The organism is Bradyrhizobium sp. USDA 4354 (assembly GCF_054060315.1).
The window spans coordinates 1,078,744-1,105,370 of the sequence record NZ_JBSSDC010000001.1 but is presented as its reverse complement, the minus strand read 5'-3'; the positions used below and the strand labels follow the sequence as shown (position 1 = coordinate 1,105,370).

General features: G+C 65.5%; 25 protein-coding genes, 1 tRNA gene and 1 pseudogene. 18 read left to right on the top strand and 9 right to left on the bottom strand.

All coding sequences use genetic code 11. The features are described 5' to 3' along the window. Window positions 1-8: 8 nt before the first annotated feature. Complete coding sequence (locus ACVIIV_RS05290) at window positions 9-848, bottom strand: helix-turn-helix transcriptional regulator (RefSeq protein WP_456743245.1); 840 nt, start codon at window positions 846-848, stop codon at window positions 9-11. A gap of 95 nt (window positions 849-943) precedes the next feature. Then, entirely contained in the window at window positions 944-1,522 is a 579-nt protein-coding gene (locus ACVIIV_RS05285; RefSeq protein WP_456743244.1) for a methylated-DNA--[protein]-cysteine S-methyltransferase, read from the bottom strand. Window positions 1,523-1,696: 174 nt separating this feature from the next. On the opposite strand from ACVIIV_RS05285, the gene ACVIIV_RS05280 reads away from it, so the two are divergent. The 3 genes and pseudogenes from ACVIIV_RS05280 to ACVIIV_RS05270 all read left to right on the top strand — a co-directional run bounded on the left by ACVIIV_RS05280 (window position 1,697) and on the right by ACVIIV_RS05270 (window position 3,035). After that, window positions 1,697-1,770, top strand: a tRNA-Gly gene (locus ACVIIV_RS05280). Between the two features lie 184 nt (window positions 1,771-1,954). Further along, window positions 1,955-2,536, top strand: coding sequence for a helix-turn-helix domain-containing protein (locus ACVIIV_RS05275; RefSeq protein ID WP_456748667.1), 582 nt, complete (start codon window positions 1,955-1,957; stop codon window positions 2,534-2,536). Window positions 2,537-2,560: 24 nt separating this feature from the next. Continuing rightward, window positions 2,561-3,035, top strand: a pseudogene (locus ACVIIV_RS05270) (GNAT family N-acetyltransferase). A 1-nt stretch (window position 3,036) separates the two neighbouring features. Here the strand turns inward: ACVIIV_RS05270 and ACVIIV_RS05265 are convergent. Next, on the bottom strand, window positions 3,037-3,564 hold the full coding sequence (locus ACVIIV_RS05265) for a DUF1003 domain-containing protein (RefSeq protein WP_456743243.1): 528 nt from the start codon (window positions 3,562-3,564) through the stop codon (window positions 3,037-3,039). Window positions 3,565-3,682: 118 nt separating this feature from the next. Here ACVIIV_RS05265 and ACVIIV_RS05260 point away from each other — a divergent pair, with 118 nt between their 5' ends. The 8 genes from ACVIIV_RS05260 to ACVIIV_RS05225 all read left to right on the top strand — a co-directional run bounded on the left by ACVIIV_RS05260 (window position 3,683) and on the right by ACVIIV_RS05225 (window position 12,409). Next, complete coding sequence (locus ACVIIV_RS05260; protein WP_456743242.1) at window positions 3,683-4,726, top strand: LacI family DNA-binding transcriptional regulator; 1,044 nt, start codon at window positions 3,683-3,685, stop codon at window positions 4,724-4,726. Window positions 4,727-4,808: 82 nt separating this feature from the next. Next, the gene (gene xylB / locus ACVIIV_RS05255; RefSeq protein ID WP_456743241.1) at window positions 4,809-6,263 is read left to right on the top strand and encodes a xylulokinase; all 1,455 of its coding nucleotides are present in this window, start codon (window positions 4,809-4,811) and stop codon (window positions 6,261-6,263) included. Next, a complete protein-coding gene (gene xylA / locus ACVIIV_RS05250) occupies window positions 6,264-7,586 on the top strand; it encodes a xylose isomerase (RefSeq protein ID WP_456743240.1) in 1,323 nt (440 codons plus the stop codon). 12 nt (window positions 7,587-7,598) lie between these two features. After that, window positions 7,599-8,357: an ATP-binding cassette domain-containing protein gene (locus ACVIIV_RS05245; protein WP_456743239.1), complete on the top strand. Its 759-nt coding sequence runs from the start codon at window positions 7,599-7,601 to the stop codon at window positions 8,355-8,357. Continuing rightward, a complete protein-coding gene (locus tag ACVIIV_RS05240) occupies window positions 8,357-9,439 on the top strand; it encodes an ABC transporter permease (RefSeq protein WP_456743238.1) in 1,083 nt (360 codons plus the stop codon). Before ACVIIV_RS05245 ends, ACVIIV_RS05240 begins: the two co-directional genes overlap by 1 nt. 95 nt (window positions 9,440-9,534) lie before the next feature. Next, window positions 9,535-10,467: a sugar-binding protein gene (locus ACVIIV_RS05235; RefSeq protein WP_456743237.1), complete on the top strand. Its 933-nt coding sequence runs from the start codon at window positions 9,535-9,537 to the stop codon at window positions 10,465-10,467. A gap of 109 nt (window positions 10,468-10,576) precedes the next feature. After that, the gene (locus ACVIIV_RS05230; RefSeq protein ID WP_456743236.1) at window positions 10,577-11,554 is read left to right on the top strand and encodes an aldo/keto reductase; all 978 of its coding nucleotides are present in this window, start codon (window positions 10,577-10,579) and stop codon (window positions 11,552-11,554) included. Window positions 11,555-11,557: 3 nt separating this feature from the next. Then, window positions 11,558-12,409, top strand: coding sequence for an amidohydrolase family protein (locus ACVIIV_RS05225; RefSeq protein ID WP_456743235.1), 852 nt, complete (start codon window positions 11,558-11,560; stop codon window positions 12,407-12,409). 64 nt (window positions 12,410-12,473) lie between these two features. Here the strand turns inward: ACVIIV_RS05225 and ACVIIV_RS05220 are convergent, their stop codons facing one another. Next, window positions 12,474-13,703 carry an ABC transporter substrate-binding protein gene (locus ACVIIV_RS05220; RefSeq protein WP_456743234.1) on the bottom strand — a complete coding sequence of 410 codons (1,230 nt, stop codon included), beginning with the start codon at window positions 13,701-13,703 and terminating at the stop codon, window positions 12,474-12,476. Between the two features lie 115 nt (window positions 13,704-13,818). Continuing rightward, window positions 13,819-14,745, bottom strand: a complete 927-nt coding sequence (locus ACVIIV_RS05215) for a methyltransferase domain-containing protein (protein WP_456743233.1) — start codon at window positions 14,743-14,745, stop codon at window positions 13,819-13,821. Window positions 14,746-14,876: 131 nt separating this feature from the next. Here ACVIIV_RS05215 and ACVIIV_RS05210 point away from each other — a divergent pair, with 131 nt between their 5' ends. The 5 genes from ACVIIV_RS05210 (at window position 14,877) to ACVIIV_RS05190 (ending at window position 20,287) form a co-directional block, all read left to right on the top strand. Further along, the gene (locus ACVIIV_RS05210) at window positions 14,877-15,914 is read left to right on the top strand and encodes a ligase-associated DNA damage response exonuclease (RefSeq protein ID WP_456743232.1); all 1,038 of its coding nucleotides are present in this window, start codon (window positions 14,877-14,879) and stop codon (window positions 15,912-15,914) included. Further along, on the top strand, window positions 15,911-17,569 hold the full coding sequence (locus tag ACVIIV_RS05205) for a cisplatin damage response ATP-dependent DNA ligase (RefSeq protein ID WP_456743231.1): 1,659 nt from the start codon (window positions 15,911-15,913) through the stop codon (window positions 17,567-17,569). Before ACVIIV_RS05210 ends, ACVIIV_RS05205 begins: the two co-directional genes overlap by 4 nt. A 324-nt stretch (window positions 17,570-17,893) precedes the next feature. Next, window positions 17,894-18,199, top strand: coding sequence for a DUF6460 domain-containing protein (locus ACVIIV_RS05200; RefSeq protein ID WP_027575165.1), 306 nt, complete (start codon window positions 17,894-17,896; stop codon window positions 18,197-18,199). Between the two features lie 26 nt (window positions 18,200-18,225). Next, the gene (locus ACVIIV_RS05195; protein WP_456743230.1) at window positions 18,226-18,960 is read left to right on the top strand and encodes an MBL fold metallo-hydrolase; all 735 of its coding nucleotides are present in this window, start codon (window positions 18,226-18,228) and stop codon (window positions 18,958-18,960) included. Window position 18,961: 1 nt separating this feature from the next. Next, window positions 18,962-20,287 (top strand): MATE family efflux transporter, encoded by a 1,326-nt coding sequence (locus ACVIIV_RS05190; RefSeq protein WP_456743229.1) that lies wholly within the window; start codon window positions 18,962-18,964, stop codon window positions 20,285-20,287. 124 nt (window positions 20,288-20,411) lie between these two features. On the opposite strand, the gene ACVIIV_RS05185 is transcribed toward ACVIIV_RS05190, so the two are convergent. Both ACVIIV_RS05185 and ACVIIV_RS05180 read right to left on the bottom strand, forming a co-directional pair. Continuing rightward, the gene (locus ACVIIV_RS05185) at window positions 20,412-21,509 is read right to left on the bottom strand and encodes a quinone-dependent dihydroorotate dehydrogenase (protein WP_456743228.1); all 1,098 of its coding nucleotides are present in this window, start codon (window positions 21,507-21,509) and stop codon (window positions 20,412-20,414) included. Next, on the bottom strand, window positions 21,506-21,850 hold the full coding sequence (locus ACVIIV_RS05180) for a DUF952 domain-containing protein (RefSeq protein ID WP_456743227.1): 345 nt from the start codon (window positions 21,848-21,850) through the stop codon (window positions 21,506-21,508). Before ACVIIV_RS05180 ends, ACVIIV_RS05185 begins: the two co-directional genes overlap by 4 nt. Window positions 21,851-22,062: 212 nt before the next feature. Here ACVIIV_RS05180 and ACVIIV_RS05175 point away from each other — a divergent pair, with 212 nt between their 5' ends. Both ACVIIV_RS05175 and ACVIIV_RS05170 read left to right on the top strand, forming a co-directional pair. Continuing rightward, window positions 22,063-22,719: a S24 family peptidase gene (locus ACVIIV_RS05175; protein ID WP_456743226.1), complete on the top strand. Its 657-nt coding sequence runs from the start codon at window positions 22,063-22,065 to the stop codon at window positions 22,717-22,719. 126 nt (window positions 22,720-22,845) lie between these two features. Beyond that, on the top strand, window positions 22,846-23,598 hold the full coding sequence (locus ACVIIV_RS05170; protein WP_456743225.1) for a carbonic anhydrase: 753 nt from the start codon (window positions 22,846-22,848) through the stop codon (window positions 23,596-23,598). Window positions 23,599-23,807: 209 nt separating this feature from the next. On the opposite strand, the gene ACVIIV_RS05165 is transcribed toward ACVIIV_RS05170, so the two are convergent. Both ACVIIV_RS05165 and ACVIIV_RS05160 read right to left on the bottom strand, forming a co-directional pair. Further along, the gene (locus tag ACVIIV_RS05165; protein ID WP_456743224.1) at window positions 23,808-25,451 is read right to left on the bottom strand and encodes a lysine--tRNA ligase; all 1,644 of its coding nucleotides are present in this window, start codon (window positions 25,449-25,451) and stop codon (window positions 23,808-23,810) included. A 184-nt stretch (window positions 25,452-25,635) separates the two neighbouring features. After that, window positions 25,636-26,571, bottom strand: coding sequence for a transporter substrate-binding domain-containing protein (locus ACVIIV_RS05160; protein WP_456743223.1), 936 nt, complete (start codon window positions 26,569-26,571; stop codon window positions 25,636-25,638). Window positions 26,572-26,627 lie beyond the last annotated feature (56 nt).

Genomic DNA, 26,627 nt, shown 5'->3' with positions numbered 1-26,627 from the left:
GACCCTAGTCAGTTGAGGGCAAGCTGCTCTTGGAGAATCTTGCGCATGCCCTTCGAGGCCTGGCGGAACTTGGTCGGCGACATGCCGGCGGCGCGATGGAAGGTGCGGACGAAGTTGGAGAGATCGCCGAAGCCGACGTCATAGGCGATGTCGGTGACGGCGATATCATCGTCGGCAAGCCTGCGCGCGGCGTGCCGCAGCCGCGAGCGCACCAGATATTGATGCGGAGTGACGCCGAGCACGCTCGAGAACAGCCGCAGGAAATGAAACGGGCTCAGGCCTGCCTGCTTTGCTGCCTGTTCGAGATCGACTTCTTCATGTGAATTGTCGTCGATCCACAACGCGGCCTCGACCGCGCGGCGCCGGTCGCGGGCAGTGGGCGTCGCCGGCTTGCGCGCCTTGCCCGAGACGACGTCCACAAATCGGCCGGCAAGGATCTGGCCGATCTCGTCGAGGCCGAGGTCGCTGCTGCCGTCTGCTGCCGTCTGGGCCAGCTCGCCCAGCACCATCAGCTCGGGCAGCGGCGGCGTCGCGCCGACCCGCCAGACCTCGCGCCGCCCGCCGAGAGTCTCGACCAGGTCCTCGCTGAGGAAGAAGCCGAGGCAGACGTCGCCGCTGACATGCTCATGCGTGCAGGTGTATTCCTCGCGGGGCGCGCCGATCAGCATCGAGCCCGCCACCAGCTCGAAGAAGCCGGCGCGGCAATGGCAGCCGAAGCTGCCGGAGCGGACATAGGCGATGGAATGGCCGGTGCGACACTCGGCAAATGGCGTGTCATCCGGTCCCGCATCGCAGCGAAATTCGGAGACCGTCATCGATGGCGTCGTCAGCAGTGTGGTCGCGTCCATCCCGCCTATCTAGGCATGATCCGGACAAGTGTGTAGCGGTTGTCCGACAAGATCATGCCCAAAAAACAAAGCTAAGGTGCGATCAGGATCGCGCCTTAGCTGGGAGCGCGCGGCGGGGCAACGGGCAGCAGCACCTCGAACAGCGTCTTGCTGGCGACGGGATGGGCGCCTTCGAGCGCCAGCAGCCGTCGCTTGGAGATGACGCCGCCATAGGGCGAGAGCCGGTCGGTGTAATTGCCTGTTTCCAGCACCCGGTGGCAGGGCACGATCAGCATGAAGGGATTTTTCGAGAGCGCCTGCGCCACGGAATACGCCGCGCCGGAAGCGCCGAGCGCCTTGGCGACCTCGTGATAGGTGCGCGTCTCTCCGCGTGGAATGGTGCAGGCGTACTCGTAGACGCGCCGGTTGAAGCCGGGCACCCCGCCGGCATCCAGGCTGACCTCGGAGAAATCAGGATCGTTGCCTTGCAGCAGGCCTGTGATGCCCTCGATCGCAAGCTCGGCGTTCTCGGACGGGCGCTGCTCGCGCGCCTCGGGATGGACCTGGAAGATCCGGCGGCGGGTATCGATCTCCCGCGCCTCCGGCAGCTGCACGGCGACCACGCCGGTGCTGCTCCAGATGATGCCGCAGCGCCCCAGCGCCGTGTCGAATATCGCGTACGCGCGCCCCACCATGCACACGCCCCACTCAGTGCACGTTTCTCCCCGGAAATTCGATCATAACACCGCCACAATCCGGCGCATCTGGAATCTTACCAGGACGTTAACAACCGTCCGGGCGGACGCGCCAAACCGCTTGGCGGGAGGCGCCGTCTCGGCTAATCAGGAGGGGCGCAAAGCGCGCATCTCGCGGGCGTAGTTCAATGGTAGAACGGCAGCTTCCCAAGTTGCATACGAGGGTTCGATTCCCTTCGCCCGCTCCAAGCTTCCCCGATAGCATTCCATTTCATCAAGCCGTGAGCCGCTCACGCGCTGCGCCAAGTTTCTAATATATTAGCTTCTCGCTCCCGGCACACGCGCCTCGCTGGCCTTAAGCTTACTCTCGCCCCGGCGGGTGCGGTCCTCGTGTCGGGCAATGTTTGGACGAAGGCCAGGGCCCGCAAAGAGATGGACCAGCAGAAGCTCGACCGCGCGATCGGTCGCCGACTGAAGACGCTGCGGACGCAGGCGGGCATGACGTTGAACGAGCTCGCAGCGCGCTCGGGCGTCAGCCGGGCCATGATCGGTCGGGTGGAGCGGGCGCAGAGCAGTGCGACGGCGGCGCTGCTGAACAAGCTCTGCGCGGCGCTCGACGTCACGCTGAGCGATGTCGTCGCGCTGGCGGAGAAGCCGCCGGAGCGGCTGGTGCGGCTTGCCGACCAGCCGCATTGGCGCGATCCCGACAGCGGCTATCGCCGGCGTCATGCCTCGCCGCCGGATGCGGCCAGCGGCATCGAGATCATCGTGGTCGACCTGCCGGCCGGCGCCCGCGTCTCCTACAGTCCCTGGGGCCGCAATGCCTTCACCCAGCAGCTCTTGATGCTGGAGGGCGCGATTGCCGTGCATATCGATGCCAAGGCCGTGCGGCTGCGCGAGGGCGATTGTCTGGATTTCGACGTGATGCGCGCCGTGATGTTCGAGAACGAAACGAAGCAGGACGCGCGCTACGTCATCATCACGCGGCGCGGCGCTTCCTATGGGAAGATGTGAGGGCGTGAAGTGGAGACTATGACGATGCAGATCCGCACCGGCGACACCCATGATCCCTGCGTCATCGCGCTGCTCGATCATCACGTCACGGCGGCGCGGGCACAGACCGCGCCGGGCAGTGCGCATGCGCTCGATCTCTCCGGGCTGCGCGCGCCTGATATCGCGTTCTGGACAGGCTGGGCCGGTGAGACGCTGGTTGCCGTCGGCGCGCTGAAGACGCTCTCGGCATTGCATGGTGAGGTCAAGTCGATGCATACGCTTCAGACCACGCGCCGGCGCGGCTTTGGCGGCCCAGATGCTCCGCCACATCATCACGGAGGCACGTGTGCGCGGCATGACGCGTCTCAGCCTCGAGACCGGCTCGTGGGACTATTTCAAGCCGGCACATGCGCTCTATCTGGCGCACGGTTTCGTCGCCTGTGACCCCTTCGAGTTCTATGTCGAGGATCCCAACAGCCTGTTCCTGACGCTGGACTTGTCGATGCCGGCGCACCGATAGCTCAGGGGCGCGTCTCCTCGATCCTGTCGAGCACCCGCTCGGGCGCAATGTCCCGGGCCGCTTCCTCCAGGTCCCGCTCAGAGTCCGGCTTGACGTCGAGCCGCTCCGCGACTTGGGTGAGGAGACGGGCAACCTTGGTCAGCTCGTGCTCGGCGAGCAGGCTGATCTGGAGATCGAGATCGGCGCGCTTGTCGGCTGCCGCCGTCATGCGGTTCTGCGAGATCAGCACGAAGGTGGAGAGGAAGATCGCTTCCACCGAGGCGATCATCGCCAACACGACGAAGCTCTCGTCCCAGGCTGGGATCCCCGGCAGCCAATGCAGGTTGGCGATGATCCAGAACCCGAACACGGCGAGGTGCAGGTAGACGAACGTCATGCTGCCGGTGAAGGCCGTAATCGCGTCGGCGACCTTGTCCTGGCCTCTTGCCGCCTGCTGCTCCCGGCGCCGCCGCTCGACCAGCGCGTGGATATTGCGTTCGAGCGTCGGGCTCAGGCCCTCGCCGGAATGATGGGTGATGTCGTTACGCACGCCGCGGCAACGACCTGCTGGAGGAGCCGTTCCACAAGAGGCAGCGGCGGATCAAAAACGACCGATGTTCCCTCAAAATGAGTTGCGTACCTCAAAACACCTCTGCTAGCCTTCAGCCATGGCCGAGACGCTCACCCCGACTGCGCTGACGCTGAAGGACATCGCCCGCGAGGCGGGCGTCAGTCTCGCGACCGTCGACCGCGTCCTGCACAACAGGCCGGGGGTACGCCCGGACACGGTCCGGCGCGTCAAGGAAGCCATCGAGCGCAATTCGTTCCAGCCACATGTGGCCGCCGCCGAGCTCGCCCGCGGCCGCGCCCGCCGCTTCGCCTTCGTGATGCCGTCGGGGCCGAACCCGTTCATGCAGCAGATCGAGGCCTATCTCGGCGAGATGCCGGCCTGGCTGTCAGCCCGCCGCCTCAGCGTCGAGATGGTCGCAACCGACGTGTTCGACCCGTCCGCGCTCGCGGCCTCGCTGGAGGCGCTGTCGGGTGACTATGACGGCGTCGCGGTGGTGGCGCTGGATCATCCGAGCGTCCGCGCTGCCATCAATGATCTCGTCGATGCCGGCACCAAGGTGGTGACGCTGGTCTCGGACGTGCCGTCCTCGCGCCGGCACCACTATGTCGGAATCGACAACATCGCGGCGGGGCGCACCGCCGGCGCGCTGGTTGGGCGGCTGGTGGGCCAGAGGTCCGGCAAGGTCGCGATCGTCGCGGGCTCGCAGGGCCTGCGCGACCATGCCGAGCGCATCTTCGGCTTCAACCAGGTGATGGCGACGGAATTCCCCGATCTCGGCGTGCTGCCGGTGCTGGAAGGGCGCGACGAGGACGACCGTTCGGAGCAGCTGCTGGCACGGTTGTTCGGCAGGCATGCTGACATTGTCGGCCTTTACAACGTCGGCGCCGGCACGCAGGGCGTTGCCAAAGCGTTGAGCGAGGCCGGGCGCGACAAGCAGGTGGTGTTCGTCGGGCACGACGTCACCGCGCTGACGCGCCGATTGCTGCTGCAGGGCGTGATGGATGCCGCGATCTCGCAGAACCCCGGACATGAAGCGCGCGCAGCCGTGCGCGTGCTGCTGGCGCTCGCCCGCGGAGAACCGATCTTGCGCGAGCAGGAGAAGATCAGGATCGACATCGTGATGCGGGACAATCTGCCTTAGCGGCAGGTGGATTTCGAATCGGCCCGTTGCGGGGGAAAGCGACGCAAGATCGCTCTACCGCGGCAGGCGAAAGGGAGGATAGGTGTATCTCGGGATCGACATCGGCACGTCCGGTGTGAAAGCGGTGCTCGTGAGCGAAGCCGGCGCGATCGTCGCGACGGCGGCGCGCGAGCTTGCGCTGTCGCATCCCGCGCCGCTGTGGTCCGAGCAGGATCCCGATGCCTGGGTCGATGCGGCGATCGGCGCAGTCGACGATCTCGCAGCGCGCCAGCCGCGCGAGCTTGCGCAGGTTCGTGGCATCGGGCTGTCAGGTCAGATGCATGGCGCGACGCTGCTTGGCGAGGACGGCCGGCCGCTGCGTCCGGCCATCCTCTGGAACGACGGCCGCTCGCAGGCCGAGTGCGCAGCGCTGGAGCGGCGCTGTCCCTCGTTGCACGCAATTGCCGGCAATCTCGCGATGCCCGGCTTCACAGCGCCGAAGCTGCTCTGGGTGGCACGGCATGAGCCGAAGATCTTCGACCGCGTCGCAAAGGTGCTGCTGCCGAAGGCCTATGTCCGCTATCGCCTCACTGGCGAGATGGCCGAGGACATGTCGGACGCGGCCGGTACGCTGTGGCTCGACGTCGGCCTGCGTCGCTGGTCAGCCCTGCTGCTGCATGCCACCGGGCTCGATCTGCACCACATGCCGCGCCTCGTCGAGGGCAGCGCGGTGAGCGCGATGCTCGCGCCGGATTGCGCGCAGCGCTGGGGCATGGCGAAAGATGTCGTCGTCGCGGGCGGCGCCGGCGACAATGCGGCCAGTGCGATCGGGCTCGGCGCCATCGCGCCGGGCGATGCCTTCCTGTCGCTGGGAACGTCCGGCGTCCTGTTCCGCGTCACCGATCGCTTCGCCCCCGCGCCGGCTTCTGCCGTGCACGCCTTCTGCCACGCGCTGCCCGGCCTCTGGCATCAGATGGGCGTGATGCTGTCGGCCGCGGCCTCGCTGGCCTGGCTCGCCGGGGTGATGGAGATGCCGGCCGCAGCGCTGCTGGCGCCGCTCGGCGAGCGCGTCGATGCACCAAGCCCGGTCCAATTCCTGCCTTATCTCGACGGCGAGCGCACGCCGCACAACGATGCCGCCGCCAGCGGCGCCTTCGTCGGCCTGCGCGGCGCGACCGGGCGCTCCCAGATCGTGCAGGCCGTGCTCGAAGGCGTCGCCTTCGCCGCGCGCGACAATCTGGCGGCGCTGAGCGCGGCGAGTGGGCCGATTGCCGAGCTCGATCTCGTCGGCGGCGGCTCGCGCTCATCGCTCTGGGCGCAGATCTGCGCCGACGTGCTCGGCATTCCCGTCCACCGCGTCGAGGAAGGCGAGGTCGGAGCCGCGCTCGGCGCTGCGCGGCTCGGCCGGCTCGCCGTAACAGGCGAGGATCCCGCGGACGTCTGCACGCGCCCGCGGCGGCTTGCGAGCTTCACACCCCGCCCGTCCGTCGCTTCGGCCTATGACGAGGCCTATCGCCGATGGCGCGCGCTTTATCCCGCCTTGAAGGAGTCCGTTTAAGTGAACGCGTCAGCAAAATTCTTCGATGCAAGCCTACCCGTCGCCTTCGGCGGCAAGGAGGCGAAAAACGCGCCCGCCTTCCGCTGGTACGACAAGGATCGCCTCGTGCATGGTCGCCGGCTGGAGGACCACTTGCGCTTTGCGGTCTGCTATTGGCATTCGTTCTGCTGGCCCGGCGGCGATCCCTTTGGCGGCGAGACGTTCCAGCGCCCTTGGCACCATGGCACTGACGCGATGGCAATGGCGCGGGCCAAGGCCGATGTCGCTTTCGAGCTGTTCCGCCTGCTGGACGTGCCTTTCTTCACTTTCCATGATGTCGATGCGGCGCCGGAAGGGGACTCGCTTGCGGAATCCGTCGCCAACCTCAACGCGATCGCCGATCTGTTCGAACAGAAGATGGCATCAAGCAAGGTCCGCCTGCTCTGGGGCACCGCAAACCTGTTCACGCATCGCCGCTACATGGCGGGCGCGGCGACCAATCCGGACCCCGACATCTTCACCTATGCGGCCGGCCAGGTCCGCGCCGCGCTCGAGGTGACGCACCGGCTCGGCGGCCAGAACTATGTGCTGTGGGGCGGCCGCGAGGGCTACGAAACGCTGCTCAACACCGATCTCAAGCGCGAGCTCGACCAGCTCGGCCGCTTCGTCTCGCTGGTCGTCGAGCACAAGCACAGAATAGGTTTCAAGGGCCCGATCCTGATCGAGCCGAAGCCCAAGGAGCCGACCAAGCATCAGTACGATTTCGACGTCGCCACCTGCTACGGCTTCCTCGAACGCTACGATCTCCTCAAGGACGTCAAGCTCAACATCGAGCAGAACCACGCTATCCTCGCCGGCCACTCCTTCCATCACGAGGTCGCGCTGGCTGAGGCGCTCGGCGTGTTCGGCTCGCTCGATATCAACCGTGGCGACGATCTGCTTGGCTGGGACACTGATCAATTCGCGATGAACGTGCCCGAGCTCGCCTTGGTGTTCCACGAGATCCTGAACCGCGGCGGCTTCACCTCGGGCGGGCTCAATTTCGATGCCAAGATCCGCCGCCAGTCGATCGATCCCGACGATCTGATCCATGCCCATGTCGGCTCGATGGACGCCTGCGCGCGCGCCTTCCTCGCCGCCGCCGACATGCTCGACGCCGGGACGCTCACCGCGCCGCTTGCGACGCGCTACGAGGGTTGGGCCGGTCCCGAGGGCCGCGCCATTCTCGGCGGCCAGCGTTCGCTCGCCGATCTCGCCGACCGCGCGCTTGCGCCGGGCTTCGACCCGCAGCCGCGCTCGGGACGGCAGGAATATCTGGAATCCCTGGTCAACCGCTATGTCTGAGGAGCGCCGCTGATGGCAAAGGCTGACGCGACACCGGTGCTCGAGCTCACCGGCATCGGCAAGGAGTTCGGCGCGATCCGCGCGCTGCACGACGTCGATATGCAGGTCTTCCCCGGCGAGGTGGTCGGTCTGATGGGCGACAACGGCGCGGGCAAGTCGACGCTGGTCAAGATTATCGCCGGCAATTTCCGCCCCACCCACGGCGAGATGCGCTTCGCCGGCAGCGCGGTCCATTTCAACCGGCCCGTCGATGCCCGCGCTGTCGGCATCGAGGTCGTCTACCAGGACCTTGCGCTATCGGACAATCTGACCGCCGCAGCCAACGTCTTCCTCGGCCGCGAGCTGAAGCGCAGATTTGGACCCATCGCCTTGCTCGACCACAAGGCAATGGCGGCGCGCGCGCTGGAATTGTTCGGCGAGTTGCGCTCGGAGACGCGCCCCGACGACCTCGTCAAGCAGATGTCGGGCGGCCAGCGCCAGGCCGTCGCGATCGCGCGGACCCGGCTCTCCAATGCGCGGCTGGTGATGATGGACGAGCCGACCGCCGCGATTTCCGTTCGTCAGGTCGAGCAGGTGCTCGGCCTGATCCACCGGCTGAAGGAGCAGGGCGTCGCGGTCATGCTGATCTCCCACCGCATGCCCGACGTGTTCGCGGTGTGCGACCGCGTCGTCGTCATGCGCCGCGGCGAGAAGCGGGCCGACAAGCCGATCCACGAGACCAGCCCGGAAGAGGTCACCGCCCTCATCACCGGCGCGAAGGAGGCGGCGTGATGGCCATGCCCATGGAATCCCCGATCACCTTCACCAATGTCGGCAAGATCCGATGGTGGCAGCGCGGCATCTTCGCCTCCCAAACCGGCTACGTCCTGCTCGCGCTGGCCGTGCTGCTGGTCATCATGCATTTCGCCAGCCCTTACTTCTTCACCCAAGGCAACATGCAGAACGTGGCGAAGAATTTTTCCTTCATCGCCATTGCGACGCTCGGCGTCACCTTCGTCATCATCACCGGCGGCATCGATCTGTCGGTCGGCTCGATGATGTGCTTCTCGGCCATGATCACCTCGATGGTGATGACCGAGCTGTCGGCGCCCGGCTCGCCGGCGGGCTCGCTGTTCGTGCACATGGCGGCTGACGGCAAGACCGTGCTCGCCAATGTGCCGGGGCTGATCCTGCTGGTCTCGATCCTCGCCGGCCTCGGCGTCGCGCTGATCGCCGGCCTCGTCAACGGCTTCTGCATCGCCGTGCTCGGGCTGTCGCCCTTCGTCACCACGCTCGGCATGCTCTCGATCGTGCGCGGGCTCGGCTATGTCGTCTCCAACGGCCGCGGCAGTTTCCCGGGCGGGCCGGATGCCGATTATTTCTATGCGCTGACCTCGGGTGACGTGCTCGGCGTGCCGGCACCGTTCATCTATCTCGTGATCCTGGCGCTGGCGATGGCCGTGGTCTTGCATCATACCTCGTTCGGTCGCCATGTCTTCGCGCTCGGCGGCAACGAGAAGGCGGCGGAGCTGACCGGCATTCCGGTGGTCCGGGTGAAGATCGAGGTCTATGTGATCTGCGCGCTCGCCGCGGGCCTGCAGGGCATCATCATCTCCGGCTGGCTCGGATCGGCGCCGGCCAACATGGCGACATCCTACGAGCTCAACGTGATCGCCGCGGCCGTGATCGGCGGCGCCAATCTCGCCGGCGGCATCGGCGGTCCGCTCGGGGCCATCGTCGGCTGCGTGCTGTTGGAGGTGATCCGCAACGGGCTCGTGCTGGCGCAAGTGAGCTCCTACTGGCAGCAGACGCTGGTGGGCGTGATCATCATTCTGGCCGTGCTGGTCGATCGCATCCGCTCGCGGATGACCTGACATAAACGTCATCTCGGGAAGGCAACGAAAATGCCGCCTGTCCGCTTCCCGGGCACTTTCGAGAGGATGGGCACCAAACAAGGGTGGAGGAGACAATGAGGAAATTTCTTCTTGCCGGTATCGCTGTTGCGCTGATGGCGACGCCGGCGTTCGCCGCGAACTATCGTTTCGTCATCGTGCCCAAGGCGATGAACAATCCGTTCTTCGACTTTGCGCGCGACGGCTGCCTGAAGCGCGCCAAGGAGCTCGGCAATATCGAGTGCATCTACAAGGGGCCGGTCGAGCACGAGCCGGCGACGCAGGCCCAGATCATCCAGGACTTCATCACCCAGAAGGTCGACGGCCTCGCCATCTCCGTCGCGGACGTCGCGGCCATGACCAAGTCGATCGAGGCGGCAACCGCCGCCGGCATCCCCGTCATCACCTTCGATGCCGATGCCCCGGGATCCAAGCGCATCGCCTATATCGGCACCAACAACAAGGAGTTCGGCCTGGCCCTCGGCAAGCAATTGCTGAAAATGCGGCCCGACGGCGGCAAGTACGCCATGGTCTCGGGCGGCCCCGGTGCCAAGAACCTAGCCGAGCGCGTCGATGGCGTACGCGAGGCGCTGAAGGGTTCGAAATGGACCGAGGTCGCGGGCTCGCCGACCTTCTGCAACGACGATCCGGCGCTGGCGGTCCAGCAAATGACGGACATGCGCACCGCTACGCCCGACCTCGCCGCGATCGTTCCCATCGGCGGCTGGCCGATGTTCGCTCCCGAAGGCTTCAAGGCTTTCGCTAGCAGGAACAAGAAGGACATCGATTCCGGCAAATTCACGCTGGTCGTTGCCGATACGCTGAAGATGCAGCTCGAGCTGCTGCGTGACGGCTATGCCAATGCGCTGGTCGGCCAGCGTCCGTTCGAGATGGGCGAGAAGGCGATGGACACGCTGCTCGCCATCAAGAAGGGCGAGAAGGTGCCGGAGATCGTCTACACCGGCCTCGATCTCGTCACCAAGGACAATGTCGCGCAGATGCTGAAGTAGGAGCGCCGCCAGCCCCGTGCTCCTGCGTGCCTCCCCCGCTTGCGGTTTCCGCGAGCGGGGGAGATGATCTTTGAACTGTCGGAATGAAGAATGTTGTAAGGCAATGGGAATGAAACGCTCGCGGCTCGGCCCTCTCGATGTCACCTCACTCGGCCTCGGTTCCGCCCCGCTCGGCGGATTGTTCAGCCCCGTCAGCGATGCCGATGCGGAAGCGACGCTCGCACGTGCCTGGTCGGCGGGAATCCGCTTCTTCGATACCGCGCCGCTCTACGGTTTTGGCCTCGCGGAGCGGCGGGTTGGTGCATTCCTGCGGCAACAGAAGCGGGACTCCTATGCCATCTCGACCAAGGTCGGTCGTCTGCTGCGCGCCCCTGACGGCGCTGCTGCCGAGGATGAGCACTACAAGGGCACATCGCGCGAGCGGCCGGTGTTCGATTTCAGCCATGACGGCGTCATGCGCTCGGTCGAGGAGAGCCTGACGCGCCTCGGGCTCGACCGCGTCGACGTCCTGCTCGTGCACGATCCCGACGACCATTATGACGACGCCGTCACCGGCGCCTTCCGCGCGCTCCAGCGCCTGCGCAGTGAGGGCACGGTCAAGGCGATCGGCGCCGGTATGAACCAATCGGAGATGCTGGTTCGCTTCGCCGAGGCCGTGCCGGTCGACTGCTTCCTGCTCGCCGGGCGCTACACGCTGCTCGACCAGGGCGCGCTGGAGGCGCTGTTTCCGCTCTGCCAGGCCAGGAACATCGGCATCCTGCTCGGCGGGATCTACAACAGCGGCATCTTGGCCAATCCGCGCACGAGCGCGAAGTTCAACTATCAGGATGCCGATGCGGCGCTCGTTGCGCGTGCACTCGAGCTCGATGAACTCTGCCGCAGGCACGACACGGAGCTGAAAGCCGCCGCGCTGCAGTTCTGCATGGCGCATCCGGCGGTGACGGTCGCCGTGCTAGGGGAGCGCAACGCTGGTGAGGTCGCCGACAACATCGCGATGTCGGAGAAGGCGGTGCCCGCCGCGTTCTGGCAGGAGTTGCGTGCACGAAAGCTCGTCGATGCGCGCGCGCCACTTCCGGGCGGAGCGTAAGCCATGATCATCGACAGCCACCAGCATTTCTGGGATCCGGCGCGCGCCGACTACCCCTGGATGGCGGCGGACGAGCTCGCGCCAATCCGTCGCGCTTTCGGTCCTGCCGATCTCGCGCCATTGCTGAAAGCAAACGGCGTCGACGCCAGCATCGTGGTGCAGTGCCGCTCCGCGCTGGAGGAGACCGAGCAGTTCTTGCGCATCGCGCAGGCAAATCCCTTCGTCGTCGGCGTGGTCGGTTGGGTCGATCTGACCGATGGTGCGCTTGACGAAACGCTCGACCGGCTGCGCGCTTTGCCCGGCGGCGGCAAGCTGGTCGGCATCCGCCATCAGGTCCACGACGAGGCTGATCCCGATTGGCTGCTCCGCGAGGATGTGCAGCGCGGCCTCACGGCTGTGTTCGCCCGCGATCTCGCTTACGATTTCCTCGTTCGTGCCCGCGAGCTGCCGTCGGCGATCGCGACCGCACAGGCCTTTCCGCAGGCGCGCTTCGTGCTCGACCACGCCGCCAAGCCGCCGATCGCGGACGGTGGAAGCGACGAATGGTCCGACCGCATTGCCGCATTAGCCGCTTGCGGCAATGTCTGGTGCAAGATCTCGGGGCTCGCGACGGAGGCGGTCTGGAATGACTGGGATGCGGAACGGCTGTTTCCGTTCATCGAGCACGTCGCAAAATGTTTTGGCGAGGACAGGCTGATCTTCGGCTCGGACTGGCCAGTGTGTCTGCTTGCGGGAAGTTACGGCGAGATCAAGACCGCGTTGGAGGCCTGCCTGGCGAGGCTTGGCCCGCGTGTGCGGGACAAGGCTTTTGGTGCAAATGCGGCGCGGGCGTATCGGCTGGCTATCGCAGGTTAGCGCGAAGCGCCGGCGTCCTTCCCCTCTCCTGGCAGAGCAGGAGAGGGGAAGCAATGGCGGAGCCCTACTCCGACATCGGCTTATCGGAGATGTCCCAGTCCTTGCCGGTGAAGGTGGAGATGAACAGCGTCTTCATCGGCGTGTAGTTCTCGGGCGTGTAGCTGTAGGTGACGCCGTCGAGGAAATAGGGGGAATGGAAGCCCGCGAGCGTCGAGGCCTGCTTCAGCACGTTGGCGCGGGTGAGCTCGTCGCCGCAACGGCGCAGGATCTCGCCCATGGTCGCGGCCTGGCCGTAGCCGGCGAAGGCGATGGTGTTGTCGGGGTCGATCGCCGGTGTGTACTTCTTACGCAGTTCCTCGAACGCCATCACGTCGGGGTCCTTCTCCCATTTCGGCAGGCCGACCTCCTTGTTATAGCGGATTGCGACGATGCCGGTGGCGTTCTCGAGGCCCGCGGCGCTGAGGATCGACCGGCCGGTCGAGCCGGCCGAAAGAAGCTGCAGCGGCTTCCAGCCGAGTTCGGCCACCTTCCGGATCGACTGCGACGACGCCTTGCCGGTCGAGATGTTGTAGAAGACGTCGGCGCCGGACTTGGAGAGGTTGATGAGCTGCGAATCGACGGTCGGCTCGGTGAGATCGTAGGTCTGCTCCATGATCACCTGTGCGGTGCCGCCGGCATCGGCCAGCACCTTCTTGAACGGCCCTAAGAAGTCGCGGCCGAAATCGTCGTTCTGGTAGAGGATGCCGATCTTGGCGTTCGGCTTCACGCTGACGACGTGCCGGGCCAGGATGCGCGCCTCGGTCGGATAGAGCGGCAGGCCCGCCATCGTCCATTTGAACTCTTTCGGGTTGTTCCACTTCGATGCGCCCGTGTTGAGCAGAAGCTGCGGCACGCCCTTGGAGTTCAGATATTTGTGCACGGCGGTTTGCGGCGCGGTGCCGAGCGAGCCGTAGAGCGCCAGCACCTCCTCCTGCTCGACCAGCCGCCGCGTCGCCTCGACGCATTTCGGCGCGCTGTAGGCGTCGTCCATGGTGAGGAACTTGATCTTGCGTCCGTTGATGCCGCCCTTCTCGTTCAGCATCTGGAAATAGGCTTCACCGATGCGCCCGAGCACGCCATAGAGCGAGCCGGGACCGGAATGCGGTACGGTCTGGCCGATCTTGATTTCGGTATCGCTGGCGCCCGCATCGTACTTCTTCTCCGCGGCCCAGACGTAAGGCGCAGGCAGAGTCGATGCGGCGATGGTGGCGAGCGCGGCGGCGCTGAAATCGCGCCGCGATGGATTCTTGGTCATTATTGTTTTCTCCCTGGTGCGCGCATTGTGCTGACATCGCAGCTCGGCTCGCAAGTGGGAAGTCGCGGCTTTGCGACGCAATGACGCTCAAATCGCGGGGCGTTAGCGCCTAGACTCAAGTTTTCTCGGCGACGACGACGAGACCGCGCACCGGCTCGTTGTTCTCGTTGCGAGGCGAGGCCGGCTCGAGGGTCAGCAGCTTGAGCCCGGCCTTCGCGATGGCGCCGCGAACATATTCCGCCGAATGGGCATAGCGCAGGCCTTGGCCGAGCACGATACCACTGCCGTCATGCGTCTCCAGCGTGAAGGCGAGCACGCCGCCTGATACGAGCACGCGCCTGGCTTCGCTCAACACCGGTGCGAGATCGGAGAGATAGACGAACGCATCCGCGGCGACGACGAGGTTCGCGCTGGCGTCGGCCTTGCCGCGCAGCCCCTCGATCATGTCGGCGACTTCGAGCTCGGCATAGAGATTCGTCGCGCGCGCCTCCTTGATCATGCCGGGCGACAGATCGATGCCGATGAAATGGTCGACCTGCTTGGCGAACGCGGCGGCCGCAAGACCAGTGCCGCAGCCGAGATCGATGGTGCGCTTGAAGTAGGCGGGTTTTTTGGCGGCGACGCGCGCCGCCAGCACCGCCTTGAAGATCAGCGCGGGGGCGCGATAGCCGAGATCGTTGATCAGCGTATGCTCGAAACGCGGCGCGTATTGATCGAACAGCGCCTGCACATAGGCCTTGGGCATCTCCGCCATCTCTGCGTCCCCGAGCCGCATCAGGTGCAGGCCGGCGCCGTGCTGGTCCTCAGGATCGGAGTCGCGCGCCTTGCGGAAGGCCGCGATGGCCTTATCGCGCTCGCCGAGCTGCTGACGGATTTCGCCGAGCGTGAACCAGGCCGAGGTGAAATCAGGCGCGAGCTCGATTGCCTGCTCCAGGAGGTCCGCGGCGGCGGGCAGGTCGCCCTTGAGCTGCAGGTCGCGCGCGAATTCGAAACGGCGGTCGGCCATGAGATCGCCGGAGGTCAGGAACAGGCGGAGCGGCATGGAACTACTCGTCATTGCCGGGCTTGACCCGGCAATCCCATCAAAAAGAAGACTCATTAAGAAGATGGATGCGCGGGTCAAGCCCGCGCATGACCGCTTAATTTGGAGCGGCCCCTTCCTATATCACTCACATGCGTCCGCAAGACATCCTGCTGCCAACTGCTGCCGGCCTGTGCTGCAAGCCGGGCGGCTTCCATATCGATCCTGTCCGTCCCGTGGAGCGGGCCGTGATCACCCACGGGCATTCCGACCATGCCCGCGCCGGCCATGGCGCCGTGCTGGCGACCCAGGAAACGCTGGACATGATGCGGCTGCGTTACGGCGAGAACTTTGCCGGATCGACGCAAGCGATCCGCTATGGCGAGGAGATCCGGCTCGGCGACGTCAAGGTCAAGTTTCACCCGGCGGGCCATGTGCTGGGATCGGCGCAGATTGCCGTGACGTGCAAGGACACCTGCATCGTCGCCTCCGGCGACTACAAGGACGCGCCCGACCCGACCTGCTCGCCGTTCGAGCTGGTGCCCTGCGACGTCTTCATCACCGAGGCCACCTTTGGGCTGCCGGTATTCCGGCATGGCGATGCCGCCGACGAGGTGAGAAAGCTACTGGCCTCGGTCGCATTGTTTCCGGAACGCGCGCATCTCGTCGGCGCCTATTCGCTCGGCAAGGCGCAGCGCGTGATCGCGCTGCTCCGTGCGGCCGGCTATGACGAGCCGATCTACCTGCATGGCGCGATGGAGACGATAACGCATTACTATCAGAGCCGCGGCATCGAACTTGGCGAGTTGCAGCCCGCGAAGGGCGTGAAGAAGGCGGCGCTCGCCGGCACCATCACGCTGGCGCCGCCGTCGGCCACTTCCGATTTGTGGACGCGACGCTTTCCTGATCCCGTCACCGCCTTCGCCTCGGGCTGGATGCGGGTGCGCGCCCGAGCGCGGCAGCGCGGCGTGGAATTGCCGCTGGTGATCTCCGACCACGCCGATTGGGACGGCCTTACCGCCACCATTGCCGCGACCGGCGCAGGCGAGATCTGGGTCACCCACGGCCAGGAAGATGCGCTGGTGCATTGGTGCCGGAGCAATGGCCTGAAAGCGCAGCCGCTTGATCTCGTTGGCTATGGCGACGAGGAGGAGAGCGAAGCGCCAATTCCAGGCGAGGCCGAAGCATGAACCGCTTCGCCGAGCTGCTCGACCGTCTCGCCTACGAGCCCGGCCGCAACAATAAGCTACGGCTGATCACCGGCTATTTCCGCGAGGTCGGCGATCCCGACCGCGGCTACGCGCTGGCGGCGCTGACCGGTGCGCTCAGCTTCAAGCATGCCAAGCCCGCGTTGATCCGAGACCTCATTGCGGCGCGCACTGATCCGGCGCTGTTCGGGTTGAGTTACGACTATGTCGGCGATCTCTCGGAGACGGTGGCGCTGATGTGGCCGAAGGCGCCGTTCGCCCACAACAACCCACCGCCGCCATCCCTCACCGAAGTCGTCACCACATTGCGCACGCTCGGCAAGACCGAGCTGCCAAGACAACTCGAGCGCTGGCTCGACGAGCTCGACGAAACCGGACGCTGGGCGCTGCTGAAACTCGTCACCGGCGCGCTTCGCATCGGCATCTCGGCGCGTCTCGCCAAGACCGCGGCTGCCGCGCTCGGCGACAAGGACCCGCATGAGGTCGAGTTGATCTGGCCGGGCCTCTCTCCGCCTTATCTCGACCTGTTCGCCTGGCTGGAAGGCCGCGGCGACAAGCCGGTCAACCGCGATCCCGCGCCGTTCCGGCCCGTGATGCTGGCGCATGCGATCGAGGACACTGATTTCGCGGCGCTCGATCCCGCCGACTACATCGCTGAATGGAAATGGGACGGCATCCGCGTGCAGGCGGTGGCGGGCCGCGACGATCGCGGCCACATCACGGCGCGGCTCTATTCGCGCACCGGCGAGGACATCACGGGGAGCTTTCCGGATCTCGTGCCGTCGCTGCACCTGCCCGGCGCCATCGATGGCGAGCTCCTGATCCTGCGCGAGGGCCGCGTGCAGAGTTTCAACGTTCTGCAACAACGGCTCAACCGCAAGGTTGTCTCGCCCAAGCTGATCAAGGAGTTTCCGATTCACTTGCGCGCCTACGATCTGCTCGGTGACGACGAGAACGACCTGCGTGAGCTGCCGTTTGCCGAGCGGCGCGAACGGCTGGAGGCATTCGTCAAGAAGCTCGATGAGACCCGCATCGATCTGTCGCCAACCGTCCCCTTCACGAGCTGGCAAGCGTTGACCGCGGCACGCGCGGATCCGGCGAGCGCCGGCGCCGGCGAGGATGCGGACGCCGTCGAAGGCGTGATGCTGAAGCGGCGCGATGCGCCCTATCTGCCGGGACGGCCGAAGGGCCAGTGGTGGAAGTGGAAGCGCGATCCGCACATCATCGACGCCGTGCTGATGTATGCGCAGCGCGGCCACGGCAAGCGCTCGTCCTATTATTCCGACTACACGTTTGGCGTCTGGACGGCAGGCGCGGGCGGCGATGAACTGGTGCCGGTCGGAAAGGCCTATTTCGGCTTCACCGATGAGGAGCTGCTGCAGATCGATCGTTTCGTCCGTCGTAACACCACCGAAAAATTCGGCCCCGTGCGTCATGTCGTGCACGAGAGCGACAAGGGGCTGGTGCTGGAGGTCGCGTTCGAGGGCCTGCAGCGTTCGCCGCGGCACAAATCCGGCGTCGCCATGCGCTTTCCCCGCATCAGCCGCCTGCGCTGGGACAAGCCACCGCGGGAGGCAGATAGGCTGGAAACGTTGGAGAAGATGTTGAAGGCGGAGGCGGCGGAGATCGATGTTTGAGGCTCGATGCCGCCAAGAAGACGGTGCGCCCCCTCTCCCGCTTGCGGGAGAGGGTTGTCTCCGCAGTGGGATTATCAAGAGAATCCCCTAGAGGAGAAAGCCCTCTCCCGGCGCGCGGGACGATGCTTCGCATCGCCCGGGACGTGCCGACCTCTCCCGAAGCGGGAGAGGTGGCACCGTTCCTGCGGCGCGATCATTCCGTACCCAGGGGCGCCGAGTCCGCTACCGAATTAAACTCCAGTAACCCGATTGACGCCCCGCTCTGGGTTCCCCATGTGCCGCGCTGTGCCTATAATGCGATCGAATCCCCTTGAGGAGTTTGCGATGGTCCAAGACGTCAGAGATTTGCCGGCCGGCCGCAGCGACGGCCTGCACCGCTTTCTCGGCGGCTCCCCGCTGGCAGTCGCGTTTCGGCTGGTCCTGCTCTCGATTCTGGTCGGCGTCGTGCTGGCCGCGATCGGCTTCGACCCCTGGAATATCATCCACAGCATTCGCCTCCTGTTCCAGCGTCTGTGGGATCTCGGCTTCGACGCCGTGAACTGGCTGTGGCGCTACTTCCTGCTTGGTGCGGTCATCGTGATTCCGATCTGGCTGCTCTCGCGCGTCTTCGGCGCGCCGCGCGGCCGATAAGGATTGATTGAGGGAGTGCGCAGCCGATGCAATTGCGTTTCGTCGGCTGCGGTGACGCCTTCGGCTCCGGCGGCAGGCTCAACACCTGCTTCCACGTCTCAGGCCGTGAAGCCAACTTCCTGATCGATTGCGGCGCGTCGGCTCTGCCGGCGCTGAAGCGGCTCGAGATCGACCGCAACGAGGTCGATCTCATCCTGATCACGCATTTCCACGGCGACCATTTTGCCGGCCTTCCCTTCTTCCTGCTCGACGCGCAATTCTCACGGCGGACGCGGCCGCTGACGATCGCGGGTCCGCAAGGCATCGAGATGCGGCTGCGTGAGGTGATGGAGGCTCTGTTCGAGCACTCCTCCAAGACCAAGCAGCGCTTCGAGCTCAACGTCGTCGAGCTCGCGCCGGGGCAACGCAAAACCTTCGGTGCCGTGACCGTGACACCCTATCCGGTCGTGCACGGCGAATCCGGCGGTCCCTTCCTCGCCTACCGCGTCGAGGCCGAGGGCCGCACGCTCGCCTACAGCGCCGATACCGAATGGACGGAGACGCTCATTCCGCTGGCGCATGGCGCGGACCTTTTCATCGCCGAAGCTTATATGTACGAGAAGGTGGTCAAGAACCACCTCAGCCTGAAGACTTTGGAACAGCATTTGCCAGCGATCGGCGCCAAGCGGCTCGTCCTGACCCATATGAGCGACGACATGCTGTCGCGCCTGGGCGAAGTGCCGCATCTCGCTGCAGAGGACCGCATGGTGCTCGTGTTCTGACATGCACGCACCGGTTCATCCCAGGATCGGCTCCCGCCAGGTGTTCGCCATCGCGGGACCGGCGATGGTCGCGAACCTGACCACGCCGCTGATCGGTGTGGTCTCGACCACCGCGATCGGACGGCTCGACGATGCCGCGCTGCTCGGCGGCGTCGCGATGGCCTCCGTCATTTTCGACTGCCTGTTCTGGCTGTTCGGCTTCCTGCGCATGAGCACGCTCGCCTTCACCGCACAGGCGCTGGGCGCCGGCGAGACGCGCGAGCAGGCCGCGATCCTGGTGCGCGGCTTCATCGTTGCCGGCCTGATCGGCACCGCGCTGATCGGGCTGCAACTGCCGCTGACATCGGTGCTGTTCGACCTGATGGGCGGCAGCGAAGGCGTGACGCGTGCGGCGAAGACCTATTTCATGATCCGGATCTGGTCGTCGCCCTTCGCCTTCGCCAATTACGTCGTGCTCGGCTGGCTGGTTGGGCAGGCCCGCGCCAATCCGGCGCTCGCGCTCCAGGTCGTCATCAACCTCATCAACATGGTGGCGACGATCCTGCTGGTGCTGGTCTACGACACCGGCATTGCCGGCGCGGCAATCGCCGCGTTGCTGGCGGAGACAACAGGCTTCGTGCTTGGCTTGATCGTCTGCCGACGCTTTGCTCATGGCGGCTTTGCCGTGCCCCGCGCGACGCTGTTCGATCGGGCCAAGCTGATGCGGCTCTTGGCGGTGAATTCCGACATCATGATCCGCACCGCGGCGCTGATCGCCGTGTTCCTGTTTTTCACCGCCAAGGGCGCGCGCACCGGCGACATCACGCTGGCGGCGAACTCCGTGCTCAACAATTTCCTGCTGGTCAGCGCCTTCTTCCTCGACGGGCTCGCCAACGCTGCCCAGCAGCTCTGCGGCCGCACCTTTGGGGCGCGCGACGCCAGGGGATTTGCGGATTCGACCCGGCTGGTGCTGCTCTGGGGCCTCGGCTTCGCGCTGGTCGTCGCCTTGCTGTTCGCGACGTTCGGCCCAAGCATCATCAACGTCATGACAGCCAGTGAGGACGTCCGCCGCGCCGCGCGCGACTTCCTGCCCTTCATCGTCCTCGCGCCCATCCCCGGCGTGTTCGCCTTCGGCTTCGACGGCATCTATGTCGGCGCGACCTGGGCGCGCGAGATGCGCAATCTGATGCTGTTATCGCTGGCAATCTTTTTCGGCGTCTGGCTGGCGCTGCAATCGTTCGGCAATGCCGGACTGTGGTGCGCGCTGATCGCGTTCTATGTCGCTCGCGGCGGCTTGCAGGGCGCGCGGTATCCGGCGCTGTATCGGGTGACGTTCGCCAAACCATAACCCTCGTGTCCCCGGACGCGCGAAGCGCGAGCCGGGACCCAGAGCGTCGCTACATGGGCCCCGGCTCTGCAGCGCATCACGCCGAAGTTGGCGCGCGGCGCTGCGTCCGGGGCACGAGACCGTCCTACATCCCCGGCCAGTCTTCCGCCGTGAGCGTCGCTGCATCAGCGCCGACGATATCGGACAGCGAATCCCGCCCGGTGCGGAGCAGCGTCGAGGTCAGGTCGCGCTTGATCTCGTCGACCAGACCGAGACCCTTGTAGACCAGCGACGAATAGAGCTGGATCAGGCTGGCGCCGGCGCGGATCTTTGTCAGCGCGGCGCCGCCCGAGTCCACGCCGCCGACGCCGATCAGCGGGAACGCACCCTCGACGCGCACATAGGTTTCCGCAACCATGCGCGTCGACAGACGGAACAGCGGCCGGCCGGACAGGCCACCTTGTTCCTTTGCCCGCATCTGATCACGCAGCGTGCTCGGCCGCGCGATCGTGGTGTTCGACACGATCATGCCGTCGACCCGGCGCGAGCGCGCGACCTGCACGACTTCGTCGAGCTGGGCGAGGCTCAAATCCGGCGCGATCTTGAGCAGCACCGGCGTGTCGCCGGCCTTCTGGCGAACCCGCTCGCGGGCGTCGATCACGCGTGCGAGGAGCTCGTCGAGAAGCGCGCCTTCCTGCAAATTGCGCAGGCCCGGCGTGTTCGGCGAGGAGACGTTGACGGTGAAATAGCTCGCCACCGGCGCAAAGGTCTCGATCAGCTTGACGTAGTCCGCGACGCGGTCCGGCGAATCCTTGTTGGCACCGACATTGACGCCGACGATGCCGCCGTGCTGCGCGCGCGCGGCAAGACGGCGCAGAGCCGCCTCCGCGCCGTCATTGTTGAAGCCCATGCGGTTGATGATGGCCTCGTCGCGCTCGAGCCGGAACAGCCGCGGCCGCGGATTGCCTTCCTGGGGCTTCGGCGTCACCGAGCCGATCTCGACGAAGCCGAAGCCGAGCCGCAGAAGTGCGTCCGGCACCTCGGCGCTCTTGTCGAAGCCCGCGGCCATGCCGATCGGATTGGGAAAGTTCAGCCCGAAGGCGCGCACCGCGAGCTTGGGATCATCGGCACGCGGCTTGATCGGCGGCAGGAAGCGCAGGCCCTGGATCGCGAGGCGATGCGCGTCTTCGGGATCGAGCCAGCGCAGCACCGGCAGCGAAAAGGCGTCGAACGCGCGGATCACGGCAGCAGCTCCGGAACCTCGTGACTACCGTCTGAGCGCATGTTGAGGTTGATCACTGCGATCACGGCGCCGAGATCGAGCTCGCCATAGAGATGCGGGAAGAGCTCGTCATTGCGCGAGCGTTCCCAGCGCAGCTCGCTGCCCAGCGTGTCGCCGTCGACCTCGACCAGGAACAGCGCACGCTGCCCGAAATAATGCTTGCGGAGGGTTTCGGGAACCTGGGCGGCGGTCGAGAAATGGATGAACCCGTCGCGCGAATCATCCGCGCTGCCGCGGTAGACACCCTGCCGTTCCGCCTCGCGCCAGGCCGAGGCCGGACAGATTTTGTAGATCTTGACCACCGCTTACGCAGCCTTGTTTGCTCTTTGAGTCTTTTGGGTTTTTTCGTCTCTCGCGGGTCTCGAAACCCGGGCGCGACCGTAAAGGCCGTCCCTTCCGAACTCAAGACCTAGAGCCTTTTCCAGTCCGGTGAAATCGCCGCCCCTTGCGCGAAAAAAGGAAAACCGGTTGATTTGAGGACAGTTTTCCTGAGTTGCGACGGGCTGGACCTACCATGGTCAGACAGGCCAAAGCGCAGAGGATTCTGACTCACGACCAGATCTGGGCCGCGCTGGATCGGCTGGCGGCGCGCGCCGGATTGTCGCCGTCTGGCCTCGCCAAACGTGCCGGGCTCGACCCCACCACTTTCAACAGGTCCAAGCGCGTCACCGCCGACGGCCGCGAGCGCTGGCCCTCGACCGAATCGATCGCAAAGGCGCTGGCCGCGGCCGACGCCTCGATTGACAGCTTTGCCAAGTTGATTGACGACGACGGCGCGTGCGACGGCCGTTCGGTGCCGCTGCTCGGCTTCGCGCAGGCCGGGACGAGCGGCGCTTTCGACGAGGCCGGCCTTCCATCCGGCAAGGGCTGGACCGAAATCGCGCTTCCCACCGCTGAGGACAGCCACACGTTTGCACTGGAGATTTCCGGCGATGTGCTTGCGCCTGTCTATCGCGACGGCGACATCGTCCTGGTCTCACCCGGCGCGCCGATCCGCAAAGGCGATCGCGTGGTGGTGAGGAGCAAAGCGGGCGAGATGACGGTCGGGACGCTGAAGCGCCGCACCGCAAGGGCGCTGGAGCTCGAGCCGCTCGATGGGACACAGGCCGAACGCACGATGGCGGCGGGTGATGTGGCGTGGATTGCGCGCATCCTGTGGGCAAGCCAGTGATTGTTTCCTACCAAGGCGACGACATCAGCCAGGCCGCGTTTTGTCTGCCGCGACCTTGCGACTCACCTCCCCGCTTGCATAAGTTGCGCACCTATTGCCGACCAAATTCATCGCAGGGGGAATATGATGAATCGCCGTCACGCATTGAAGGCCCTGGCAGGTCTCGCGCTTTGTCCATTGTGCAAGCCGGGCTTCGCGGCCGAAGGCACGCATTGGAGCTATGAGGGCGCCGGCGGTCCGGCCAAATGGGGCGATCTCGACGCGGCCAACAAGGTCTGCACGGTCGGCTTGCAACAATCGCCGATCGATATCGAGGCGACGATCAAGTCGCAATTGCCGGCTCTGAAGCTGAACTGGGGCAAGAACGCCGACACCATCGTCAACAACGGGCATACGATCCAGCTCAACTTTGCCGAAGGCAGCACGCTCACGCTCGGCGACGTCAAGTACAAGCTGCTACAGGTGCACTTTCACCGGCCCAGCGAGCACATGATCGGCGGCAAGAATTTTCCGATGGAGGCGCATTTCGTCCATCGCAACGAGGCCGGCGGACTCGCCGTGGTCGGCGTGCTGATGACCGAGGGCAGGCCGAACGCGGCCTTCGGCAAGATCGTCAAGACCATGCCGGCAGCGGAAGGACCCGCGGTGAAAGCGGATGCGAGCATCGATCCGCTCGCCATGCTGCCAACGAAGCTCGGTTATTACCGCTACCCCGGCTCGCTGACGACGCCGCCTTGCTCGGAAACGGTCGAATGGCTGCTGCTGACCACTCCGATCCAGGTGTCGGCCACTGATATCGCCGCGTTCGCAAAGCTCTATCCGATGAACGCGCGCCCGGTGCAGAAGGACAATCGCCGCTACGTGCTGCGCTCGATTTGAGGCGGCAGCGTCACTCTACGACTTCGCTGTTTGATGCGGTGTCATTCCCCGCCACCGGGTCTCGCCTTCGGCGAGCCCGATGACAGGCTCCGGCGGGGAATCCAGTACGCCGCGGCCTCTCCACTCTACAATGACTGCTCTGGAATACTGGATCGCCCGCCCCAAGTGCGCAATTGCGCACAGGGCGCGCGATGACAGTGGGAGTGCGATCACGCGCTCCTAGCCAGCGCGCCGTCGATCATGTTCACCGCGTTCTGCACGCCGTACACCGCGACGAAGGAGCCGAAGCGCGGGCCCTTCTCCTGGCCGAGCAGGACCTGGTAGAGCATGTTGAACCAGTCCAGCGTGACGCCGGGGCGGCCGTCCTTGCCCTTCTTGACCTGGTCGAGGAACGGCTCGCGGCGGCCGATCTCGTAGACGACGTTCTGGATGTCTTCCGCAGAGGCCTCCTGCGGAAGCTGCGACAGCGCATCGCGCAAATCCTGCAGCGCCGCACGCTCGCTGTCGGTCGGCACGCGGAACTGCTTCGTCGGCGCGACGAAGTCCCGGTAGTAGTTGATGGCGTAGCCGACCATCGCATCGAGCTTCGGATGCGTCTGAGGCGTCACGCCAGGGCGGTAGCGGCCGATGAAGCCCCATAGCGTCTCGGCGTTCTCCGCGTTCGACGACGACACCAGCGTCAGCAGCAGCTGGAAGGTGACGGGCATGTCGCCCTTCGGCGGCTTGCCATTGTGGATGTGCCAGACCGGATTGCCGAGCTGCTGCTTGCCGTCCTGTTTGGCGAAGCCGTCGATGAACTGCTGATAGTCGTCGACGTTGCGCGGGATGACGTCGAAATACAGCCGCTTGGCCGCCTTCGGCTCGCGGTACATGAACAACGACAGCGATTCCGGCGAGGCGTAGCGCAGCCATTCGTCGATGGTGAGGCCGTTGCCCTTCGACTTCGAGATCTTCTGGCCCTTCTCGTCGAGGAAGAGCTCGTAGTTGAAGCCTTCGGGCGGCGTGGCGCCGAGCGCCCTGGCGATCGCGCCGGACAGCTTCACGGAATCGATCAGATCCTTGCCGGCCATCTCGTAGTCGACGCCGAGCGCGACCCAGCGCATCGCCCAGTCGGCCTTCCACTGGCATTTTACATTTCCGCCGGTGACTGATGTCTCGACTTCCTGGTTGGTATCGGGATCGACATAGGTCACCGTGCCCGCAGCGACATCACGGCGGATCATCGGCACCTGCAGCACGATCCCCGTGGTCTTGCTGATGGGGAGGAACGGCGAGTATGTCGCGCGGCGGTCAGGCCCCAGCGTCGGCAGGATGATCGCCATGATCTTGTCGTAGGCGGCGAGCATCTTCAGCAGCGTCGCGTCGAAGCGGCCGGACGTGTAGTAGTCGGTCGAGCTCGCGAACTCGTAGTCGAAGCCGAAATGATCGAGGAAGGCGCGAAGCCGCGCATTGTTGTGGTGGCCGAACGACGGGTACTCGTTGGAGAACGGATCCGGCACCCGCGTCAGCGGCTTGCCGAGATGCTCCGCCAGCATCTCCTTGTTGGGGACGTTGTCCGGCACTTTCCGAAATCCGTCCATGTCATCGGAGAAGGCGAGCAGGCGCGTCTTGATCTTGTCCTCGGTCAGCACGCGGAAGGCGTGGCGCACCATCGAGGTGCGCGCGACCTCGCCGAACGTGCCGATATGCGGCAGGCCTGACGGGCCGTAGCCGGTCTCGAACAGCACCTCGTCCTTCGGGCTTTTCTTCAGCCGCGCGACAATGGCCTTCGCCTGCTCGAACGGCCAGGCGTTGGATTGTTCGGCGAGCGCACGCAGGTCGCTCGGGTTCGCGGCAAGATCGATAACGGACATCAGGGGCCTCCGGGCCGCGGAAAATAGCGATTTCCGGGCAGAATGCAATTTTGTGGCGTCGTGTCGCCGCATACACCGTCATTGCGAGCGAAGCGAAGCAATCCAGACTGTCACCGCGGAAACAGTCTGGATTGCTTCCTCGCAAGGGCTCCTCGCAATGACGGCGGAGGGAGCAGTGACCGGCCTAGAACGGACTCACCGAAAAATACCGCAGCCACAGATCGGTGTAGCGGCCTTTCTCCCAGACGCGGAACATCGCCCAGTTCAGGGCCTGTCGCAGCACGTCGTTGCCCTTGCGCACGGCGATGCCGATGCCTTCGCCGAAGAAGCGGCTCTCGACGAAGGGACCGCCGGAGAAGGCGCAGCAATCGCCGGAATCGGTGCCGTTGATCCAGAACGCCAGAGAGATGGCGTCGCCGAAGATGAAATCGACCTCGCCCCTGCGCAAAGCGGCGCGCATCGCATCGTCACTGGGATAGGCATGCAGCTCGGCGTCGGTGAACATCGCCTTGAGATACGCCTCATGGGCGGAGCCGGCGATGACACCGACCTTCTTGCCCTCGAGATATTCGGGGCGGATCTCCGGCATCACCGCATCCTTGCGCGAGACGAAGCGCGCCGGCACCCGGTAATAGGGATCGGTGAAGTCGACGCGGGCGCGCAGCTGCGGGCTCACCGCCATCGAGGCGATGATGGCATCCCCGCGGTTGGAGGTGAGCGCGTCGACCAGCGTCTCGAAGCGGCGCATCTGCACCGTGCAGGTGACCTTGATCTCCTCGCACAGGCTGCGGGCGAGATCGACGTTGAAGCCGGCCGGATTGCCGTCCGCGCCGGTGAAGTTGAACGGCGGATAGTCCGTTTCGGTCAGAAAGCGGATCACGGTCAGGCGCGACAGGTCCGGCCGCTCCGGGCGCCGGCGCGGGTCCCAGAACCCGGGCACGGCCTGCGGGGCCGCCTGGGGCGCGGTTTGCGGTGTGACTTGGGGTGCTGCGGGAGGCCGCTTGGCGGGGGCTTGCGCGTTGGCCTCGGTGAGCCCGCCGAGCAGACAAAGGCCGGCAGCCAGCCCTGCCAGCAAGCCACGGACAGATTTGAACGATTTCGCCAGTTGCGATGGAGCCATCGGCCGCAAGGAATGAATTTCGTCGGGATCGGAGGGCCTTATAGACCATCCGCCCG